We start from the raw sequence: 15,096 nt of genomic DNA, 5'->3' as shown, positions 1-15,096 counted from the left end.
TCTCCGGCACCGGGGAATCAGTTTTTCTTTCGTGCCCTTGGATGGGCGCGGTCATAGACATCAGCAAGATGCTGAAAGTCCAGGTGGGTATAAATCTGGGTGGTGGAAATATCACTATGGCCCAGCAACTCCTGCACAGAGCGCAGTTCACCGCTGGATTCCAGCAAATGGCTGGCAAAAGAGTGACGCAGCATATGAGGATGCAGGGATGTATCCAGCCCGTATTTCTGTCCCCACTTTTTTACCCGTACCTGAACCTGCCGCTGGCTGATACGTTTTCCCTGGCGTGAAATAAACACCGCAGGCTCATGAATACCTGCCATGGTGGAGCGGACTTTCAGCCATTTCTCCAAAATGATACTGGCTTTTTTTCCAATGGGAACAATACGCTCTTTATTGCCCTTGCCCAGAACCCTGGCTTCTCCAGCCCGCAGATCCAGGCTTACCAGATCCAAACCAACCAGCTCAGACAGCCGTATACCAGAAGTGTAAAACAACTCCATCATGGCATGATCACGGAGAGCTAAGGGGTTATCTGCGCTGACATCCAGCACACTACCCATCTGGTCTGTATCCAAAACCTTTGGCAGAGGCTTGTCTGACTTGGGAGCTTGAAGGGCACGGGCCGGATTATCCTCAGATACCCCTTTCCGCATAAGGTAATCATAAAAGCTGCGTACGGAAGAGAGCCAGCGATGCAGGCTGCGGGGGCTGAGCCCTTCCATCCGCAGCCGGCCAAGAACACGACGAATATCGATCTCTTTCAGGGATTCCCAGCTCTGGTCACTCTCCAGTCCACCATGAAGGCGCAAAAGGTCGCGACGGTAAGCAGAACAGGTATGGGCAGACAACTGCCGCTCATGAATGAGGTGAGTAAGCCATAAAACAACCTGCTGCTCCCTGTTCTGAATTTCACTCATAGCTTGTTTTACTCAAAGCTTGTCTTACTCAAAACGTCTGGCAGGCACCATGGATTCTATCGCCAGAGATAGAACCTCACCGATAAAGCTAAGGAACATAGTGCCGATACCGGACCGGAAATCATCCTCATTCCGACTGCCAACCGCCAGAATACCCAGCGCCCGGTTATTGTAAAGGGGAACCACCGCACTGGACTTTACCAGTTTGTAATGGTTGGGAAACAGAAAGGTCAGCTCCTTTTCCCGCAGCTTTCCACATACGACACTGTTACTGTTCAGCAAATCCGGTAGACCCACACCGTCGCAGATATCTACTTTACTGTGGCAGGGTACACGGGAGGTAAGATGATTGTCTGCCACCAGCATCTGGGAAACATAATCAATGCGGAAATCATGAACCAGACTGTCCTCAACGGCATCTGTTATGCCGTCCAGATTTTTCGCATCCATAACCGCCAGCACCAGCCGACGGGTACGGTCAAACAGGCTGTCGTTATCCCGGGCAATGTTGAGAAGATCGTTCAGGCGTTGACGTAATGCCTGGTTGCGTTCCCGCAGCACATTGACCTGTCGTTCAACCAGAGAGATGGTGTCACCCCTCTGGTGAGGGATTTTCAGACCGGACAGCAGTTCATCCCGGCTACAGAAAAAGTTTGGGTTGGCACGGAGGAATTCCTCCACCTGCTGCTCTGTAACTGCGTCTGCCAGTTCCAGTCCGTCGTCGTTCATATCCTTATTTGCCCCTCATAGACCCGTGTTGCCGGACCGGTCATCATAACCGGCAGGTTTTCATCATCCCAGGTAATCGACAGGGAACCACCGGGAAGATTGACCTTCACTGTGTGTTCCAGCAAACCCTGCAGCCGCCCGGCCACAACAGCGGCACAGGCTCCGGTGCCACAGGCCAGGGTTTCGCCGACACCCCGTTCATACACCCGCAGATTCACTTCTCCGGGTTTAACCACTTCCATAAAGCCTACATTACAACTTTCCGGGAAGCGGACGCTGCGCTGAATCTTGCGGCCAAGTTTTTCTACCGGCGCTGTCTTGCAGTCATCCACCAGTAGTACCACATGGGGATTACCCATAGAGACAACGCCCATTTCGTAATTCCGGCCTTCAATATCCAGTTTATAGGTGATGGACTGACGATCTGCCTTAAACGGAATTTCCCAGGGTTCAAGAATTGGCTGGCCCATATCGACGGTAACTTCTCCATCCCTGTCCACCCGCAGCTCAATCTGGCCCTTAGCCGTTTGAACCTTGATGCGCTTGCTACCTGTGAGTTTGCGTTCCAGTACAAATGTGGCAAAACAGCGGGCACCATTGCCGCACTGTTCCACTTCACTGCCATCTGCGTTGAAAATCCGGTAACGGAAATCCATATCAGCATCATCGGGTGGTTGAACCAGCAACAGCTGGTCAAACCCGACACCAAAATTCCTGTCACCCAGCTGCTGAATCTTTTCCGGAGTTAACCGGACATGCTGGGTTACGCCGTCTAGCACCATGAAATCATTGCCAAGGCCATGCATCTTGGTAAATTTCAGTAGCATGAAGCCTCCCCGGGCAGGCTTTCCAGAGCAAGCTGGTCTGCTATGGTCTCCCGTCTACGCACGATATCGGCCTTCTCACCAGACACAAGCACCTCTACCGGACGTCCGCGGGTATTAAAGTTGGAAGCCATCACCATGCCATAAGCGCCGGCAGACATCACTGAAAGGAGGTCGCCGTCATGCAGGCAAAGGGAACGGTCTTTACCCAGGAAGTCTGAGGTTTCGCAGACAGGGCCAACAATATCGTAAACCTGTTCTTCGCCTTCACGGGGGGTTACCGGCAGAATATCGTGCCAGGAGCCGTACAGTGCGGGACGAATAAGATCGTTCATGGCACCATCTATAACGGCAAAATTCTTGTGGTCGGTAGGCTTGAGCATTTCAACTTTGGTCAGCAATACGCCCGCATTGGCGATAATGGAACGACCCGGCTCAAACACCAGAGTCAGCTTGCGGTCACCAATGCGTTCACGGATAGCGCGAATATAATCTTCCGTGGCCGGCGGCTGTTCATCCTTATAGGTAACGCCCAGACCACCACCCAGATCAAGGTGGGAAAGATGAATGCCCTTCTCCGCCAGGCGATCTACCAGAGCCAGAAGAATATCGAGAGCGTCCAGGAAAGGCTCCAGGGTAGTCAGCTGGGAACCGATATGACAATCCACACCAGTCACTTCAATATTAGGCATCTGGCTGGCACGCTCGTAAATCTCATCGGCCCGGTCAATATCCACACCGAACTTATTGTCCTTCAGGCCGGTGGAGATATAGGGATGGGTTTTGGCATCGACATTCGGATTAACCCGCAGGGAAACCCTGGCGGTCTTGCCCATATCCACAGCAACAGCCTGAAGGCGGTCTAACTCGGGAATGGATTCGATATTGAAGCACCAGACACCCACTTCCAGAGCCCGGCGCATTTCATGTTCCTGCTTGCCAACACCGGAGAATACCACTTTACTGGCATCGTCACCGGTAGCCACCAGAACCCGTTCCAGCTCCCCCACGGAGACAATATCAAATCCGGCTCCCATTTCAGCCAGGGCATTCAGAACACCGATATTAGAGTTTGCCTTCACTGCAAAGCAGACATGATGGGGAATATCAGCCAGAGGCTTAATATAGCCATTCAGAGCGCTTTCCATCGCAGCACGGGAATACACATAAGCCGGCGTACCGACCTGTTCCGCCAGTTTTGCAAGAGATACATCCTCTGCGTAAAGACCGCCATTCCTGTAACAAAAGGCGTTTTCAGACAGCACGGACATTAAATTACTGCGCCTCCGGTCACTTCCCTGTTATTAATACGGCTGTTAGCAACCACCTGCTGGCTGGCATCATGCTGGATAAATCCGGTTTTTTGAGGCTCTTTCGGCAGATAGAGAGGCCCCTTCTGGCCACAGCCCGAAATTATCAGTCCAAAAATAATCAGCACCAGCGTACGCTTCATGGTGGTCTCCCGCTCTATTTCTATACCTGTTAAAAGCAAAGTATACCTGTGCACACCCAGGCAGGACAGATGCCGCAACGGTTTCCACGCCCTGGAGCCTCTTGAGGGATTGCCCTGCTGAATACTCTGTACGACAATCCACAGCCAGAGTATGTTCCACTACCAGATATGAGCCGGACATTTCGCTTCCATGACCGAATCCGAATTTAATGATCAGCTGGATACCCTGATGATGGCTATTGAAGATGCCATTGATAATTCCGGGGCCGATATTGATTACGAAAATGCCGCAGGCATTCTTACCCTCACCTTTGACAATGGCAGCCAGATTATCCTGAGCCGCCAGGGTGCCCTGTGCCAGCTGTGGATGGCCGCCCGGGCCGGTGGTTTCCATTTTGATTTCAATAAAGAGCAGGAGGCCTGGGTATGTGACAGCTCTGGTGACAGATTTGTGGATATGCTGAGCCAGTATGCCTCTGAGCAGGCGGAGGAGAGCGTTCATTTGTCTTTTTGATGCCTTCCCCTCTCAGCAGTAACAGCCACCTGTCGTTCTTATAGGGAAGTTGCCTATCATAACCCTTTTGTAGTTTATACAGGTTGTTGGCTATACAAGGGTTCCAATGATCTTTGTCCGGTATGTGCCGATGGATTCGGTAACAGAAATCCAGAGCCTGCCCATACAGGGTTTTCTGTGTGTCATGGTCGTTTTGTCCGTAGTACTGATCGATTCAGTCCTGACCCTGCTGCTTTCACCCCTATGACTTTGCGACAACTCTGGCAGAGTTTTTCAATGAGCACAGTATAAAGGTAAAACGGGGGGACCTCGCAGCCTGTTACAGCGACAAAACCCTGGGGCACCCGAAAGCTGTAGTGTCTGTAGCTCCTGTTCTACCTGCGGGAAAGTGCACCATTCTCTGATCAATTCGAACATGCCAGAGCACGCTACAACCTCAACAGTATCATTCCATCTTCAGACAACGGAAACACGCAAGATTTCGCACCCTCTACTATTCTCCCTTCCCAGCATCTTCATCATCACAGGAGACACTGGTTATGTTATTTGCTTCTTCGCGCCGTTTTCCCTGGCCAGAACTGTTTGTCGTTTTCTTATGCGCTTTCCCACTCAAAGGGTTTTCTGACTGTGGAGAAATTGAGGAGATGCTTCATCAGACAAACAAGTGGATGGCCGTATATTTTGTTGAACAGGATCTTAAACCCAGTAGTCACAATAAGGTAACTATCCCGATAAAAGCCGCAATATACTATAACGCCACAGTTTATCAGGACTCGCATAATAAATGGTTTGCTGACTTCACTGCGACCCAAAACAGCAGCCTCCTGTTAAAACTTGTCTTCCCGGAAAAATTTACCAGTGCCCTGGTCATAGATGAAAAAAAACATACCCTGACAATCAGCAACTGGGTAAACGGTAACGATGATGTACCGACGCTTCCTCTCACAGATCAATGTATTTTTAAAATTGCAGAAAATACTCCTGATATCCTGGGGGCACTCAGCGGTTACCTCACCTTCGCCCCCAGCAAAAACAAAGTCTCAGCGTTTTATCGGGAGCCAGAAGAGGAATAGGCTGCTGGGCTGCATTAGGGCTTGTTGAGGCTGGCACTCAGAATTCCGGGCTATCCGTTGCCTTGGCGGTCAAGCATTTCTGTACTCTGGCCGCCTTGCCCGGCACTATTTTCTGTGTCAGCCAGAATATAATTGACGCAATGCTGGCAGACTATTGAAAACTCGTGGGGAAAGAAAGAGAAACAAGGTTTGCAATATGTTCAGACAATTCAGGTTCAATCCAGCTTTCTTTTAAATGTCATCACTGTTTTTGTCCATGTTTTCAATAAATTATCAAAAGCTTTGTCCGCTTCATCGGCAATAAATGCATCCTGCCGTGTAGCTTTTTTCCTTTGGGCTTGTGAAGTTCTGGGAGCTGGCCGCACAGTCCGACTAAAACATTTCGTTATCACCTCACCTCGCAAGTTATAGAGTTTGCACATATTAATTTTGAGTTTCTTCAAATTATCGGCCTTATCTTCCAAATCGTGTAATCGTGCCAGAATCATCTCAATACTGATCTGTACTTCCTGGGATTCCCTTGCCTCATTCTGTAGTGCAGGCCCGAAATCACGAAATGCATACTGCACACTTTCCAGACGCTCCTCCATTTCGTCTGCCAGCTCCGGCAATTGCGTGGTGGCTTTCTGAAATGTGCGCTCCAAAGAGAAATCAAATTTACCCTCTTCAAGCTTCTTTTCGTAAGCAATAAGATCTCTTCGAAGAACCACCATCCGCGATAACAGGCTGATAACGATATGCAGATGTGCCTCCGCCAGACAGAGCGCAATCTCTGTTTTCTGCAAACTGGTCAGCCCACTGTTCTTCTGCAGTCTTCGCAACTCCTCTTCTGCATCACGGATATCCTGTTCATGATGGCTGGCCAGGCGGTTTCCGACGGCGCGAATTTTTCGTGTCAGTGGATCAATAGCTGTATCAGCATCTGTTTGACTATCAGAATGAGCGGAATGATCTGAGTGTACCTCGGTATCACTTCCATCAGGGGATGCTTGTAAAGCTGCTGCTCCTGCTGCCGAGGCACCTTGTACTTTTTGCCCCCTGCGTCGCCCTTTCCTCCTTCCTCTCCGCACCATTTCACGTTTTGCCTGTTTTTCTTTTTCCGCGTCCTCTTCTTTAATCAACGAATCTCGTAACAGAGCCAGTTCCTGTTCAATCCGTGCTTTTTCCTGCTGTTCCAGCTTTTTATAGTACTCTTCCTGTGCCCGTGCCCCCTGTAGAAGACAAGTAACAGATTCTTTTATAGACAATGGGGGGGCCGCTGCGCCCTGGGCATCTTGAGTTTCCTCTTTGCCCTCCCCCTCTTTGGGTGTACCAAAAATTGAGTGCTGTCGACTTTGCAGCCATCCTGATACCAGACTGCGCTCAATACTCTCCAGGATCTGAAGTGCCTGCAGGCGGACGATATGGTATTGCTCATTCAAAAGATCTGTGGACACTGAATTCAACATCGCCACAAACACCCTGCTCATTTCTCTGTCACAATGAAAAGGAACCTCATCTATAAACTCCAGATTCAGGTCAAGGTGTTTAAGGATGGTGGAAATATCATGGTACTGACTGAAGAGAGCCGCCAAGTCCATGCGCTTTTGCCAGAAATTCAGAGCCTGACTGCTAACTTCCTTCTCCCAGGCACGATTCATATCAATGCCGTAATGGGTAACGACTCCTCTCACCGACGCCAAAAAGACTCTCTTTTCAGCGCCATCAGGTAAACAAGGAAGATAGGACAGACTGATAGAGAGCACCTGCACCAGACTGAAAGACCACCTCTGCAGCTCAGAATCAATAGTCCCAAGCAGAGCCTTTTTATTGAAGCCTTCATCAGGCAGTGTGAAGGTAATACGTTTCAGGGTGTTCCAGTCATAAAAAATATCCCGGTAACATTCCACCGAATGCCTTAAATCTGAAAAAATTCTCGTGCTTCTTTCTGCTTTTCTGTCTTGGTCATACTCCTGCAGGAACAACTCTTCTCCTATTTTCTGAAGTTCATCAAGATCAGGCAGACAAAGGATTTTAAGATCAATCGCCAACCCGCTCAGAGTATGATGTGCCCTGGAAACTGCGGGGTTTTCAGCAATCTTTGTTCCAAAAAAGTATGACTCCCCCCGGCAACGGCTTTGGGAAAGATATTTCTCATAACGCTCCTGGAGTTCCTGAAGTTTGCCAATCAATTCTGGGTCGTGTTCCTTGGGGTTTTGTTGCTTTTTTATGGCACCCTGAATCTGGCCTTTCAGAACACGGGCTTCTTTTTCCATGCCCAGCAACTGTTCCACATCACTGACGACCTGCCGAATATCCTTTCCATGGACATATTTCTTCAACTGTTGGGCGTGTCCAGGATTCCGTGAGCGTCTTATTCTACGTGGCGTAGATTGTTCAGCTTGCTGGAGTTCTTTGCTTTGAACTGAGGAAACGGGCTTATCTGCAGTCGGTTCTGTACGAGCCACCTGAGCTTCATCCCTGAGCTCCTCTTTTCCTGAACTCTCCCCTTCCGCTTTTATCTCTTGTTGCTCGTTCTCGCGCTTCTTTTCCCGCCTTTTCCGACGTTTCTTTTGTTGTTTGCTCTCCTTGTTTTCAACCCTAGCCGGGGGTAGGTCAGCCCCATCAGGAGCATCCATACGAACATATTCAAATGCTGCGGGAAGTTTTTCTTCTTCTAGTGGCCCCATAGCTGTTGCGTTACGGCCAGTTAGAGGTTGGCCATGCTGACCATGTTGAAGCCCACCATCTCGGGAAATCTTTTGCAGATAGTCTGCATCCTCTCCCGGAGTTGCTGAATGCCTGTGAGAACTGTGTTGTGGAGGTGGTTTTTGCAGCATAGGCCCTGAACAAAAGGGCACCTGTGATGACTTTTCCATGACCCAAACGTCTCCACCATTCTACCGGTAAGTAATACATGATCTTTGACAACCATCCATCAGGATCATTCTCACCGGCGTAACTGACTTGTCAGGTATATGGTCATTGCTCATCGAAATCACCAGGCTGATGTTGTGCGTCCTGCTGTATTCTATAACCTGAATATGTAGTGACTATCAGGATCTTGATAAATGCCAGGTCGCCCGGCAAAAGAATTGACTAACCTGCCAGATACTCCAGCACATGCAGCCGGAAAACGAATGGATATAGTAAGATGCTGAACACTAAAACTGCCCAAAACCTTGCGGTCTGCCACCTGCCGCCATTTACCGTTATGAGCTGCGATAACATGCTCGACAAGGGCGCATGCCATGGCAGCAACAGTTATCCGATACAAGGGCACCATTACCCCTCAGGAAATAACTGACTCACTGGTTGAAAAGATGCAGGAACACATATAGTGACAAAACAATCGCAAAAACAACTGACTGAAATCGTGGCCCAGGCAGCACCGGTTATGCCGGTAATGGTTATCAACAGCATCGATCAGGCTTTACCGATGGCCCAGGCACTGAACGACGGTGGTATCACAGTTTTTGAAATCACTCTGCGTACGGACTGCGCCATCAAAGCCATTGCTCTTATTAAAAAAGAGATGCCTGACTGCATCGTTGGTGCCGGTACCGTTATCAACAGTGACCAGTTTCGCGAGGTTGCCAAGGCCGATGGTAACTTTGTTATTTCTCCCGGCATTTCCGATGAGCTGATTAATGCCGCGAAAGAGACAGGTCTGGCCTTTATCCCCGGCGTTTCTACGCCCAGTGACGTTATGCAGGGTCTGGCGGCTGGCTTTACCATGATGAAATTCTTCCCTGCGGAACAGTCCGGCGGCGCAGCCATGTTGAAAGCCCTCTCCGGTCCGTTTGGACAGGTCACCTTTTGCCCCACCGGCGGTATCGGTATGCATAATGTCCATGACTACCTGAGCCTTTCCAATGTTCCCTGCGTAGGCGGTTCCTGGATTCTGCCCAAACAGGCTGTCACCAATAGTGACTGGGAAACCGTAACCAGGCTGGCCCGTGAAGCTTCAAATCTGGGAGCACCCCCAATCGGGCTGCGGTAACGGTACCATTGTCTCTGGCACTGACTTTACACCTGGCTTTTCTGGCTTTTACCTCTGGTTCCTACTGTCATTTTCGGGGAGGAGCGGATGTGCACTTTAAGGCTTAGCAAAGAACAAGCGAGATCGGGAGCATGTTTATGAAATATCCGGGTTAGGGTCTGTTTTAAGTGAAATGCCTGAAGGTAGAATAAAAATATTCTCTTTTCCGGCGGAACAGATCATGCCTTCAGGACAATACCGGGCCATCTACCAGCTTGCGTCCACTCGCAAAGGTGGGGACGATAATATTGAAACCCTGCTGACTACAAATCTTCCCAACCCGCATCTTGCTGACCTTCCCGAAAGCCGGTTTCTGGCAGAGTTTACCCGCAAAATTTTTCAATCCGGTTTTGTCTGGAGGGTTGTCGATAACAAATGGCCGGCATTTGAGGATATATTCTGGCAGTTTGATGTGGACAAACTCCTGATGATGCCCGACGACATGCTGGAGAGAAAAGCCGCAGACCCGGCTATTATCCGCAACCTTAAAAAGGTCTGGAGCATTCGAGAGAATGCCCTGATGATTCAGGATGTCCGCAACAGGGAAGGCAGTTTTCCCGCCTTTATTGCCAACTGGCCTGAAGAAAATATTATCGGGCTGTGGCAGTACCTGAAACAACATGGTACCCGTCTGGGTGGTAACACCGGCCCTTATGCTCTGCGAGCTTTGGGTAAAAACACCTTTCTGCTAAGCCGGGATGTAGAAACCTTTTTCCGTGAACGGGCGATTATCGATGGTGGGCTGACCAGCCAGCGCAGCCTGAAAGCTATTCAGGCATTCTTTAATAACCTCCAGCAGGAAAGCGGTCGCAGCCTCTGCGAACTGAGCCGATTGATCTCCTTTGCAACCGGAGAAAACCGGATTCAGGTTGAGACCGCCTGAACAAATCACCTGCTTACATAAAAATGAAATATAAGTCGAAAATATCAGCATCGTGCTTCATATGGTGACTATATCGGAGAACTCTCCCAGGAAAGAGTTAAAGATATTATCCCTTCACAGACGCCTGAAAAGCCGACAAACTGTCGGTTTCCCTGTTCAGGATCTCAGCCATCATCCATGCGTAACATTCAGCAGCTCAGCCCCCGTCTTGCCAACCAGATTGCCGCCGGTGAGGTGGTTGAACGTCCGGCTTCCGTTGTTAAGGAGTTACTGGAGAACAGTATTGATGCCGGTGCCAAACGCATTGACGTGGAAGTGGAAAACGGCGGTGTTCGTCTGATTCGCATTCGGGACAATGGCTCAGGCATTCCCAAGGAGGATCTTGCCCTCTCCCTGTCCCGCCATGCCACCAGCAAAATCAGCGCCCTTGAAGACCTTGAGGCCGTTGCCAGCCTGGGTTTCCGTGGTGAAGCCCTGGCCAGTATCAGCTCTGTCTCCCGGCTGACTTTGACTTCTAACATTGAAGGCCAGGAATCCGGCTGGAAAGTGTTTGCGGAAGGACGGGATATGGAAACCATTTCCTCTCCTGCAGCGCACCCGGTAGGCACCACCGTGGAAATGCGGGATCTGTTCTTTAATACGCCTGCCCGGCGCAAGTTTCTGCGCACGGAGAAAACCGAGTTTGGCCACCTGGAAGAGGTCGTCAAACGCCTGGCCCTGGGTCATTACGATATTGCCTTTAGCCTTCGCCATAACCAGCGTACCATCCACCAGCTTCGCCCGGCAAAAACCCGGGCTGAGATGGAGCGCCGGGTGGCGACCCTCACCAGTCCGCAGCTGATGGACAATGCTGTTGTGGTGGATATGGAAGCTTCCGGCCTGCGACTGTGGGGCTGGGTTGGCCTGCCAACCTTTTCCCGGGCCCAGGCTGATCTGCAGTATTTTTACGTCAATGGTCGCATAGTAAAGGATCGGCTGATTGCCCACGCTATTCGCCAGGCATACCGGGATGTGCTGTATCACGGTCGTCACCCGGTATTTGTTCTTTACCTTGAACTTGACCCTTCCCAGGTGGATGTCAATGTTCACCCGACCAAGCATGAAATCCGTTTTCGGGATGGTCGCACTGTTCATAACTTTCTGTTCAGTACCCTGAACCGGGCTCTGGCTTCTGTACGCCCGGAAGACCAGTTGCCACCGACGGTAATGGGTTCATCTTCTAAGACGTCAGAGTCATCCACCACATCAGCAAGTGGCCTGCAAGGGGGGCAATTTACGGCCCAGGAGCGGATGAACCTGAATCCTGCCATACCTGTCCAGCAAGGGGCTTCTGCTATGCCCGGAAGCCCTGCCGCTGCACCAGCCATGCCGGCACCCAATATGTTTCACAATGAACCGCAGCCTTCTCCCATGGCGGTAAAAGAGCATATGAATGTTTATAAACAGCTCCATGAACCGGCAACGGGTACAGAGGTCCAGAAACTGCCCGAAAGCGATAATGAAGAAGTTCCGCCTTTAGGCTTTGCCATTGCCCAGCTGAAAGGCATTTATATTCTCTCTGAAAACGCCAGTGGTATGGTTCTTGTAGATATGCATGCGGCCCATGAGCGTATCACCTATGAGCGCATGAAAAACGCATGGTATGGTGCCGGTATTACTGCTCAGCCCCTGCTGGTACCGGAGGCCACTGCTGTCAGTCTGGAGCAGGCCGATGCAGTTGATGAGTTTGGAGAAGATATTTCCAAACTTGGTTTTACCCTGGAACGTATGGGGCCGGAAACCATTGTCGTACGGCAGATTCCCGCTTTATTACGGGGCGCAAATGTCGACGACCTTGTTCGCAAACTGCTGGAAGACTTTTCCACACATGGCTCCAGTGATCAGGTAAAAGCCCATATTGATGAGATGCTCGGTACCATGGCCTGTCACGGTTCCGTAAGAGCCAATCGCAAGCTGACAATTCCGGAAATGAATGCCCTGCTACGGGATATGGAACAGACCGAACGCAGCGGGCAGTGCAACCACGGACGCCCCACCTGGACCCAACTCACAATGTCGGAACTTGATAAACTGTTTATGCGTGGTCGTTAAAGATCTGGCAGAATATTCCAATGCATAGCTATAAAAACAAAGCGGGTCCAATTATTGGACCCGCATTCATATAATCAGAATTTAAAGCCAAAGCTGACGTTAAACATCCATGGGCTAATATCTAATTTCTTGATTTTGCCTTTTACATGAGTACCATCCATGTTTTTATACTTGGTTTTGCCACCACCTGGCTCCAGGTAAAAATAGCGGGCTGAAAAATCAAGGAACATGCCTTCGTCAAAGCTGTACACCCCACCTAACTGGAACAGGAAGCCAAACTCATCATTAAGCTTCAGGTCCTTGATCTTCTCATGGCTGACTTTTACGTCTTTAACAAAAGTATAATGTGCACCGGCTCCTACATAAGGGCGAAACTCATCCTGAGGAGTCATAAAATAATATTGCAGGGTGGCGTGCAGCGGTAATAATTTGTATTCCAGCTCACCTTTACCTGTGGCTGTATCTGCTTTCTGTTTTATCTTGGCTGGTAAGAGAGTGCCGATATTCACGCCGATATTGTCGTCTGTCATGAATACTGCGTCAATGCCGACGGTGAACGGGTTTTTATCTTTCTTCAGCTTGATCTTCTCTGATTTTCCCTCAAATTCAAGTTTGGGGGAGGGATCATTGGGTAAAACATAAAATCCGCCAATTTTCAGACCAACATCCTCGGCCTGAAGATCAGCGAGTACCGGCACAGAAGAGGCCAGCAGGCCACCTGCTGCCAACAGGGGAACAATCGCTTTCTTGTACAGCATCACAGTTACACCTCATGCGAAAGTAAACCGCCACCTCCTGTGGCCAAAAGTAAATCCCGAATCAATGATTACGGTTTGCTATCCCCGTACGTGTTATACGGGACCAAGTGATCTGCCAGTCTAGGCACTGAGTTGAAAATTCGCCAAAACGAGACACAAATCAATGCGAAGTACAGCTCCCACTGGCAGAATGAGGGGACAACAGAGCCTAATCAGGAGAGATACAGATGCTCAGCGAAGCAATGATAAAAAGTCTGAATGACCAGATTAACCTGGAGTTCTACTCATCAAATATTTATTTACAGATGAGCTCCTGGTGTGAAAACAAAGGACTGGACGGCTGCGCGCGCTTTCTGCGTGCCCATGCGACCGAAGAAATGGAGCATATGAACCGTCTGTTCAACTATGTGAACGAGACGGGCTCCATGGCCATTATCGGTGCGATTGAGGCCCCTGCCTGTGACTTTGACGGTATTGAAGACGTTTTTACCCGCATTCTGGAGCACGAGAAGCTGGTGACCAGCAGGATCAATAATCTGGTAGATACCGCATTCACTACCAAGGATTACTCAACCTTTAACTTCCTGCAGTGGTATGTGGCTGAGCAGCATGAAGAAGAAAAGCTGTTCACATCTATCCTGGACAAGATCCTCATGATCGGTTCAGAAGGCAAGGGGCTGTACTTTATTGACCAGGAAATTGCCAATCAGGCCAATGCCCATGAGTCCGGCGCAAGTGAAATGTCGGTTTGATCCAGTAATTAATCCGCCCCGCTGGTCTTCCAGATCTGCGGGGCTTTTTTCAGACCGTTTCTTTCAGATCATTTCTTTCAGGCACTCTCTTTTAAAAGAGCGACCAGTGAATCCCGTATGGCTTTCGGCTCTGTTTTCGGGGCGAAGCGCTTCAGCACATTGCCATCCCCATCGATAAGGAACTTGGTAAAGTTCCATTTAATTCCCTTGGAACCCAGCAGCCCCGGAGCCTGCTCTTTGAGGTAGACAAACAACGGATGGGCATTCTCTCCGTTAACTTCAATCTTGCTGAACAACGGAAAGGTTACACCAAAGTTCAGTTCACAAAACTCACTGATGTCACTGTCGCTGCCCGGCTCCTGATGGCCAAACTGGTCACAGGGGAAACCAAGAACCTCAACACCCTCTTCCTTCAGCTCCTGGTAAAGAGCCTCCAGCCCTTTGTACTGAGGTGTAAATCCGCACTTGCTGGCAGTATTTACAATCAGCAGGACTTTGCCTTTGTACTGACTGAGAGATACCTCTTCCCCTGTTATAGTTTTCGCTGAAAAGTCGTAAATGCTCATTGTTATCCTCCCGCTTAAGACCAGCTGTCAACACTATCAAGAATTTTTTGGAGAATCCCCCTGAGAAACCGTCTGAAAAGTCATTCTTGAGGCCAGGCGTCGCAGTGTGAATATTTCTACTCCCTGGCAGCATAATTCTGTCCGGAGAATCGAGACTTTTGATTTCTTGGAAATTTTTCAACATAACCGGCAATGGGGCAATGGTGTCCTTTATATTTTACCTGATTATCATTATTCCTACGCCAGCTTTCAGCGAAACCCAACTCTCTGAAAACCTTTGTGTTCAAAACCTTGCTTGAATCCAGCTTTAGTGTTTTGGTACTGTCGCTTTATTTACTGATAGGCTGGTAAAGAACAGTTCTTGTCCAGGATATGAAGAGATACCGTATTCTGGACGACTACATGCCTTGTAGTTCCCGTAGACAGCGTGCTGTTAGTTGGCGTAGGTTCAGTGGTAATCAGGATGTTTTATGTCTTTATGTCCATAGCTAAACTACACAGCATCTATGATT

At 49.5% G+C, this 15,096-nt stretch carries 15 protein-coding genes; 7 read left to right on the top strand and 8 right to left on the bottom strand.

From position 1 onward, the window contains the following. Window positions 1–17 precede the first annotated feature (17 nt). From xerC to lptM, 5 genes are read right to left on the bottom strand one after another with little or no spacing between them, the layout of a single operon-like run. On the bottom strand, window positions 18–920 hold the full coding sequence (gene xerC / locus ACY2RQ_RS07915; protein ID WP_490112422.1) for a tyrosine recombinase XerC: 903 nt from the start codon (window positions 918–920) through the stop codon (window positions 18–20). Window positions 921–944: 24 nt separating this feature from the next. Further along, window positions 945–1,649, bottom strand: coding sequence for a DUF484 family protein (locus ACY2RQ_RS07910; protein ID WP_490112421.1), 705 nt, complete (start codon window positions 1,647–1,649; stop codon window positions 945–947). Next, window positions 1,646–2,476 (bottom strand): diaminopimelate epimerase, encoded by an 831-nt coding sequence (gene dapF, locus ACY2RQ_RS07905; protein ID WP_490112420.1) that lies wholly within the window; start codon window positions 2,474–2,476, stop codon window positions 1,646–1,648. Before dapF ends, ACY2RQ_RS07910 begins: the two co-directional genes overlap by 4 nt. Beyond that, complete coding sequence (gene lysA, locus ACY2RQ_RS07900) at window positions 2,467–3,744, bottom strand: diaminopimelate decarboxylase (protein ID WP_490112419.1); 1,278 nt, start codon at window positions 3,742–3,744, stop codon at window positions 2,467–2,469. The genes dapF and lysA overlap by 10 nt, the downstream gene beginning before the upstream one ends. Further along, a complete protein-coding gene (lptM, locus tag ACY2RQ_RS07895; RefSeq protein WP_490112418.1) occupies window positions 3,744–3,926 on the bottom strand; it encodes an LPS translocon maturation chaperone LptM in 183 nt (60 codons plus the stop codon). Before lptM ends, lysA begins: the two co-directional genes overlap by 1 nt. A gap of 190 nt (window positions 3,927–4,116) precedes the next feature. Here lptM and cyaY point away from each other — a divergent pair, with 190 nt between their 5' ends. Together cyaY and ACY2RQ_RS07885 are read left to right on the top strand one after the other, a co-directional pair. Continuing rightward, window positions 4,117–4,440, top strand: coding sequence for an iron donor protein CyaY (cyaY, locus tag ACY2RQ_RS07890; RefSeq protein WP_490112417.1), 324 nt, complete (start codon window positions 4,117–4,119; stop codon window positions 4,438–4,440). Between the two features lie 539 nt (window positions 4,441–4,979). Continuing rightward, window positions 4,980–5,513 (top strand): hypothetical protein, encoded by a 534-nt coding sequence (locus ACY2RQ_RS07885; protein WP_490112416.1) that lies wholly within the window; start codon window positions 4,980–4,982, stop codon window positions 5,511–5,513. A 215-nt stretch (window positions 5,514–5,728) separates the two neighbouring features. Here the strand turns inward: ACY2RQ_RS07885 and ACY2RQ_RS07880 are convergent, their stop codons facing one another. After that, complete coding sequence (locus ACY2RQ_RS07880; protein WP_490112415.1) at window positions 5,729–8,182, bottom strand: hypothetical protein; 2,454 nt, start codon at window positions 8,180–8,182, stop codon at window positions 5,729–5,731. A 464-nt stretch (window positions 8,183–8,646) separates the two neighbouring features. Here ACY2RQ_RS07880 and ACY2RQ_RS07875 point away from each other — a divergent pair, with 464 nt between their 5' ends. The 4 genes from ACY2RQ_RS07875 (at window position 8,647) to mutL (ending at window position 12,508) form a co-directional block, all read left to right on the top strand. Continuing rightward, on the top strand, window positions 8,647–8,799 hold the full coding sequence (locus tag ACY2RQ_RS07875; RefSeq protein WP_490112414.1) for a hypothetical protein: 153 nt from the start codon (window positions 8,647–8,649) through the stop codon (window positions 8,797–8,799). Window positions 8,800–8,832: 33 nt separating this feature from the next. Beyond that, the gene (locus ACY2RQ_RS07870; RefSeq protein ID WP_490112413.1) at window positions 8,833–9,495 is read left to right on the top strand and encodes a bifunctional 4-hydroxy-2-oxoglutarate aldolase/2-dehydro-3-deoxy-phosphogluconate aldolase; all 663 of its coding nucleotides are present in this window, start codon (window positions 8,833–8,835) and stop codon (window positions 9,493–9,495) included. A 220-nt stretch (window positions 9,496–9,715) separates the two neighbouring features. Further along, entirely contained in the window at window positions 9,716–10,417 is a 702-nt protein-coding gene (locus tag ACY2RQ_RS07865) for a DNA-3-methyladenine glycosylase I (RefSeq protein WP_490112412.1), read from the top strand. A 177-nt stretch (window positions 10,418–10,594) separates the two neighbouring features. Continuing rightward, window positions 10,595–12,508, top strand: coding sequence for a DNA mismatch repair endonuclease MutL (mutL, locus tag ACY2RQ_RS07860; protein WP_490112411.1), 1,914 nt, complete (start codon window positions 10,595–10,597; stop codon window positions 12,506–12,508). Between the two features lie 74 nt (window positions 12,509–12,582). On the opposite strand, the gene ACY2RQ_RS07855 is transcribed toward mutL, so the two are convergent. Beyond that, window positions 12,583–13,236 carry an OmpW/AlkL family protein gene (locus ACY2RQ_RS07855; RefSeq protein WP_490112410.1) on the bottom strand — a complete coding sequence of 218 codons (654 nt, stop codon included), beginning with the start codon at window positions 13,234–13,236 and terminating at the stop codon, window positions 12,583–12,585. Between the two features lie 257 nt (window positions 13,237–13,493). Here ACY2RQ_RS07855 and ftnA point away from each other — a divergent pair, with 257 nt between their 5' ends. Further along, the gene (gene ftnA, locus ACY2RQ_RS07850) at window positions 13,494–14,018 is read left to right on the top strand and encodes a non-heme ferritin (RefSeq protein WP_490112409.1); all 525 of its coding nucleotides are present in this window, start codon (window positions 13,494–13,496) and stop codon (window positions 14,016–14,018) included. A 77-nt stretch (window positions 14,019–14,095) separates the two neighbouring features. Here the strand turns inward: ftnA and ACY2RQ_RS07845 are convergent, their stop codons facing one another. After that, window positions 14,096–14,584, bottom strand: coding sequence for a glutathione peroxidase (locus ACY2RQ_RS07845; protein ID WP_490112408.1), 489 nt, complete (start codon window positions 14,582–14,584; stop codon window positions 14,096–14,098). Between the last annotated feature and the right edge of the window lie 512 nt (window positions 14,585–15,096).

This window comes from Parendozoicomonas sp. 209JJ7-1 (assembly GCF_058147085.1).
Note: the sequence above shows the minus strand (reverse complement) of the source record. Positions and strands in the feature narration are given on the sequence as shown.

What these genes read in the sequence shown, in the direction of transcription:
- dapF (WP_490112420.1), bottom strand. Translation starts at nt 2,476, where the DNA reads ATGCTACTGAAATTTACCAAGATGCATGGCCTTGGCAATGATTTCATG.
- ACY2RQ_RS07865 (WP_490112412.1), top strand. Translation starts at nt 9,716, where the DNA reads ATGCCTTCAGGACAATACCGGGCCATCTACCAGCTTGCGTCCACTCGC.
- lptM (WP_490112418.1), bottom strand. Translation starts at nt 3,926, where the DNA reads ATGAAGCGTACGCTGGTGCTGATTATTTTTGGACTGATAATTTCGGGC.
- cyaY (WP_490112417.1), top strand. Translation starts at nt 4,117, where the DNA reads ATGACCGAATCCGAATTTAATGATCAGCTGGATACCCTGATGATGGCT.
- xerC (WP_490112422.1), bottom strand. Translation starts at nt 920, where the DNA reads ATGAGTGAAATTCAGAACAGGGAGCAGCAGGTTGTTTTATGGCTTACT.
- lysA (WP_490112419.1), bottom strand. Translation starts at nt 3,744, where the DNA reads ATGTCCGTGCTGTCTGAAAACGCCTTTTGTTACAGGAATGGCGGTCTT.
- ACY2RQ_RS07885 (WP_490112416.1), top strand. Translation starts at nt 4,980, where the DNA reads ATGTTATTTGCTTCTTCGCGCCGTTTTCCCTGGCCAGAACTGTTTGTC.
- ACY2RQ_RS07845 (WP_490112408.1), bottom strand. Translation starts at nt 14,584, where the DNA reads ATGAGCATTTACGACTTTTCAGCGAAAACTATAACAGGGGAAGAGGTA.
- mutL (WP_490112411.1), top strand. Translation starts at nt 10,595, where the DNA reads ATGCGTAACATTCAGCAGCTCAGCCCCCGTCTTGCCAACCAGATTGCC.
- ACY2RQ_RS07875 (WP_490112414.1), top strand. Translation starts at nt 8,647, where the DNA reads ATGCTGAACACTAAAACTGCCCAAAACCTTGCGGTCTGCCACCTGCCG.
- ACY2RQ_RS07910 (WP_490112421.1), bottom strand. Translation starts at nt 1,649, where the DNA reads ATGAACGACGACGGACTGGAACTGGCAGACGCAGTTACAGAGCAGCAG.
- ACY2RQ_RS07880 (WP_490112415.1), bottom strand. Translation starts at nt 8,182, where the DNA reads ATGGGGCCACTAGAAGAAGAAAAACTTCCCGCAGCATTTGAATATGTT.
- ftnA (WP_490112409.1), top strand. Translation starts at nt 13,494, where the DNA reads ATGCTCAGCGAAGCAATGATAAAAAGTCTGAATGACCAGATTAACCTG.